Origin of the sequence: Hansschlegelia beijingensis, assembly GCF_045505405.1 — a bacterium.
Taxonomy (GTDB): domain Bacteria; phylum Pseudomonadota; class Alphaproteobacteria; order Rhizobiales; family Methylopilaceae; genus Methylopila; species Methylopila beijingensis_A.
The window spans coordinates 1-3818 of record NZ_JBJKEX010000298.1 but is presented as its reverse complement, the minus strand read 5'-3'; the positions used below and the strand labels follow the sequence as shown (position 1 = coordinate 3818).

The 3818-nt window shown below is 70.0% G+C and carries 3 protein-coding genes and 1 pseudogene; 2 read left to right on the top strand and 2 right to left on the bottom strand.

The genetic code is table 11. The features are described 5' to 3' along the window. Positions 1-102 precede the first annotated feature (102 nt). Positions 103-486 carry an Mth938-like domain-containing protein gene (locus ACIKT0_RS14660; RefSeq protein ID WP_407106052.1) on the top strand — a complete coding sequence of 128 codons (384 nt, stop codon included), beginning with the start codon at positions 103-105 and terminating at the stop codon, positions 484-486. Beyond that, positions 483-1262 carry a phytoene/squalene synthase family protein gene (locus tag ACIKT0_RS14655; RefSeq protein ID WP_407106051.1) on the top strand — a complete coding sequence of 260 codons (780 nt, stop codon included), beginning with the start codon at positions 483-485 and terminating at the stop codon, positions 1260-1262. The genes ACIKT0_RS14660 and ACIKT0_RS14655 overlap by 4 nt, the downstream gene beginning before the upstream one ends. Here the strand turns inward: ACIKT0_RS14655 and nuoG are convergent. After that, positions 1202-2344 (bottom strand): annotated as a pseudogene (gene nuoG / locus ACIKT0_RS14650) (NADH-quinone oxidoreductase subunit NuoG); the annotation flags it as partial. The gene ACIKT0_RS14655 and the pseudogene nuoG overlap by 61 nt on opposite strands. 6 nt (positions 2345-2350) lie before the next feature. Continuing rightward, positions 2351-3661, bottom strand: coding sequence for an NADH-quinone oxidoreductase subunit NuoF (gene nuoF / locus ACIKT0_RS14645; RefSeq protein WP_407106050.1), 1311 nt, complete (start codon positions 3659-3661; stop codon positions 2351-2353). Positions 3662-3818: the final 157 nt, after the last annotated feature.

The window sequence follows — 3818 nt, the reverse complement described above, 5'->3', positions numbered from 1 at the left end:
CCGTCTCCCGCCGGCCGGCCTGAGGCGACGTCGACCGGGGAAGCCGCCTGCCGCGGTCGCGGCGGCGCCTTCCCCGGTCGCACCGGTGGAGCAAGTCGCCCCATGTCTTTCTCCGAGGACGGACGCCACCTCCCGGCACGCTTCGCGATCGACGCCTATGGCGACGGCGGCTTCCGCTTTGGCGATCTCTCTCACCGAGGGTCATTGCTGGCGCTGCCGTCCGGCATGTGGGCGTGGGGCTGCGCCGCGGCGTCGGATTTCGACGCCGCGGCGTTCGAGCGGGTGTTCCAGGAAGCCGAGGCGATCGACATGCTTCTGATCGGCACGGGCGCCGATCTCGCGCCGCTCAAGCGCGATTTACGACAGGCGCTCCGTGACGCGGGGATGGTCGTCGAGGTGATGGCGACCGGGGCCGCCGCCCGCACCTGGAACGTGCTGATCGCCGAACAGAGGCGGGTGGCTGCGGCGCTGCTCGCGGTCCCATGAACGAGACCGGCGCGCCGCCTGCGGTCGCCGGCGACCCGATCGCCTCGTTGGTCCGCGAGGCGGACTTCGACCGTTACGCCTCCGCGCTGTTCGCGCCAGCAGACGCGCGCGCGCATCTTCTGGCGCTCTATGCCTTCGACGCCGAAGTGGCGCGTGTGCGTGGGTTGGTCAGCGATCCGATGGTCGGCGAACTCCGCCTGCAGTGGTGGCGTGACGCCCTAAACGACCCGGAGCGCGCGGACGCGGTCGCACATCCCGTCGCTCGGGCGCTCGAAGGCGCGATCCGGCATGGCCGGCTGCCGCGACAGGCGCTGCTCGACCTCGTCGACGCCCGAGCGGATGATCTTTACGACGACCCCATAGCCACGCTGGCCGAGCTTGAGGGGCGTCTCGGGGCGAGTTCGTCAGTCGTGCTGAGGCTCGCTTCGCTGATCTGCGCCGAAGGCAAGGATCCCGGCGGGGCCGAAGCGGCCGGCTTCGCGGGCGTCGCGCAAGGCCTCGCCGGCCTTCTGAGCCGGCTGCCGCGCAGCCAGATACTGCTGCCGGTCGACCGGATGGCCGCCCACGGCGTCACCCGCGAAGACCTCTCCGAGAGCAGAGCGAGCCCGGCGCTTTCTCGCCTTGCGGCCGAACTGCGGGGGCTGGCGCGGAGCCGGTTGGTCGAGGCGCGGAGCGCGGCTGCGGGCGTAGATCCCGTCGCCGCCCCGGCTTTCCTGCCGGTCGCGCTCGTCGCGTCCGCCTGCTCGACGCCCGCGATGGTCGGGTTGAAGATGTAGCTCGCCCTGCCCTGCGCCGGATCGAAGGCCGCGCCGTCCTGGCGCGCGTCCAGGTTACGGACGCCGAGCCGGTCGAACAGGTCCTTGAGCGCGAACATCTCCTCGACGGCCGCGAGATCGCCGACGATCGCCCCGACGCGCCGCTTGTCCGCGGCCCGGAGGCGGGCGGCCACGACGCCGAGCGCCTCGCCCCAGCTCGCCGGCCGCAACCGGCCGTTGTCGCGCACATAGGGGCGGTCGAGCCGCTGCGCGCCGAGACCGTCCCAGACGAAGCGGGTCTTGTCGGAGATCCACTCCTCGTTCACGTCGTCGTTCACGCGCGGCAGGATGCGCATGACCTCGCGGCCGCGCGCGTCGACCCGGATGGCGGAGCCGAGCGCGTCCATCACGTCGATCGACTCGGTCTTCGAGAGCTCCCAGGGCCGCGCCTTGAAGGCGTAGGGCTTCGAGGTCAGCGCGCCGACCGGGCACAGGTCGATGACGTTGCCCTGCAGCTCGGAGGTCATCGCGGTTTCGAGGTAGGTCGTGATCTCCATGTCCTCGCCGCGGCCGATGGCGCCGATCTCCGGCGAGCCGGCGACTTCCGCCACGAAGCGGACGCAGCGCGTGCAGTGGATGCAGCGGTTCATCTGCGTCTTGACCAGCGGGCCGATATATTTGTCCTCGACCGCGCGCTTGTTCTCGAAGAAGCGCGAGCCGGAGACGCCGTAGGCCATCGACTGGTCCTGCAGGTCGCACTCGCCGCCCTGGTCGCAGATCGGGCAGTCGAGCGGGTGGTTGATGAGCAGGAACTCCATCACCCCCTCTCGCGCCTTGCGCACCATCGGCGAACGCGTGGAGACGACCGGCGGCTCGCCGTTCGGCCCGGGGCGCAGATCGCGCACGCCCATCGCGCAGGAGGCGACCGGCTTCGGCGGCCCGCCCTTCACCTCGACCAGGCACATGCGGCAATTGCCGGCGATCGACAGCCGCTCGTGGAAGCAGAAGCGCGGAATCTCCGCGCCAGCCGCCTCGCAGGCCTGCAGGATGGTGTACTCGGCCGGGACGTCGACCTCGGCGCCGTCGACGATGATCTTGGTCATCTCGCCCTACTCCGCCGCCACGGCCGGGATCGCATAATCCGCCGGCGTCGAGCGGGCGGTGTACTCGTCGATCCGGCGCTCGATCTCGTGCCGATAGTGCCGGATCAGACCCTGCACCGGCCACGCCGCGGCGTCGCCGAGCGCGCAGATGGTGTGGCCTTCGATCTGGGTCGTGACCTCGAGCAGCATGTCGATCTCGCGCTTCTCGGCGCGGCCCTCGGCCATGCGGCTCACCACGCGCCACATCCAGCCGGTGCCCTCGCGGCACGGGGTGCACTGGCCGCAGCTCTCATGCTTGTAGAAGTACGAGATGCGGGCGATGGCGCGGATGATGTCGGTCGACTTGTCCATCACGATCACGGCCGCGGTGCCGAGGCCGGATTTCAGGTTGCGCAGGGTGTCGAAGTCCATCGACAGGTCCTGGCACTGGTGCTCGGGCAGCACAGGGACGGAGGAGCCGCCCGGGATCACGCCCAGCAGATTGTCCCAGCCGCCGCGCACGCCGCCGCAGTGCTTTTCGATCAGCTCGCGCAGCGTGATGCCCATCTCCTCCTCGACGTTGCACGGCCGTTCGACGTGGCCGGAGATCGAGAACAGTTTGGTGCCGGTGTTGTTGGGCTTGCCGAGGCCGGCGAACCAGTCGCCGCCGCGCCGCAGGATCTCGCCCGCGACCGCGATGGACTCGACGTTGTTCACGGTCGTGGGGCAGCCATAGAGGCCCATGTTGGCCGGGAACGGCGGCTTCAGCCGCGGCATGCCCTTCTTGCCCTCGAGGCTCTCGAGAAGCGCCGTCTCCTCGCCGCAGATATACGCGCCCGCGCCGTGATGGACGTAGATGTCGAACGGCCAGCCATGCTTGTTGTTCGGCCCGACGAGGTTCTCCGCATAGGCCTCGTCGACGGCGCGCTGCAGCGCCTCGCGCTCGCGGACATATTCGCCGCGGATGTAGACGTAGCAGGCGTTGGCGTGCATCGCGAAGGAGGCGATCAGGCAGCCTTCGATCAGGAGATGCGGGTCGTTCCGCATGATCTCCCGGTCCTTGCAGGTGCCCGGCTCCGACTCGTCGGCGTTGACGACCAGATAGTGCGGCCGGCCTTCCTGCGGCTTCGGCATGAACGACCATTTCAGGCCGGTCGGGAAGCCGGCGCCGCCGCGGCCGCGCAGGCCCGAGGACTTCATCTCGGTGATGATCCAGTCCCTGCCCTTCTCGAGCAGGAACTTGGTGCCGTCCCACGCGCCGCGGCGCAGCGCGGACTTCACGTCCGCTCCGTGCCGGCCGTTGAGATTGGTGAAGATGCGATCGCGGTCGGTCAGCATGCTCAGGCCTTCCCGTCCTTGCCCGTCGCCGGAGCGCCCTCGACGGGCGCGACGCCGGGATCGGCCGGCTTGTCCGGCGAGGTCCCGACCGTGGGCGAGCCGGATGCGACGTCGGTCTTCGGCGCCGCGTCGGTCCTACCTGGTGGATGCAGTACTT

Coding starts and splice junctions, on each gene's coding strand:
- nuoF (WP_407106050.1), bottom strand. CDS start 3,661: ATGCTGACCGACCGCGATCGCATCTTCACCAATCTCAACGGCCGGCAC.
- ACIKT0_RS14655 (WP_407106051.1), top strand. CDS start 483: ATGAACGAGACCGGCGCGCCGCCTGCGGTCGCCGGCGACCCGATCGCC.
- ACIKT0_RS14660 (WP_407106052.1), top strand. CDS start 103: ATGTCTTTCTCCGAGGACGGACGCCACCTCCCGGCACGCTTCGCGATC.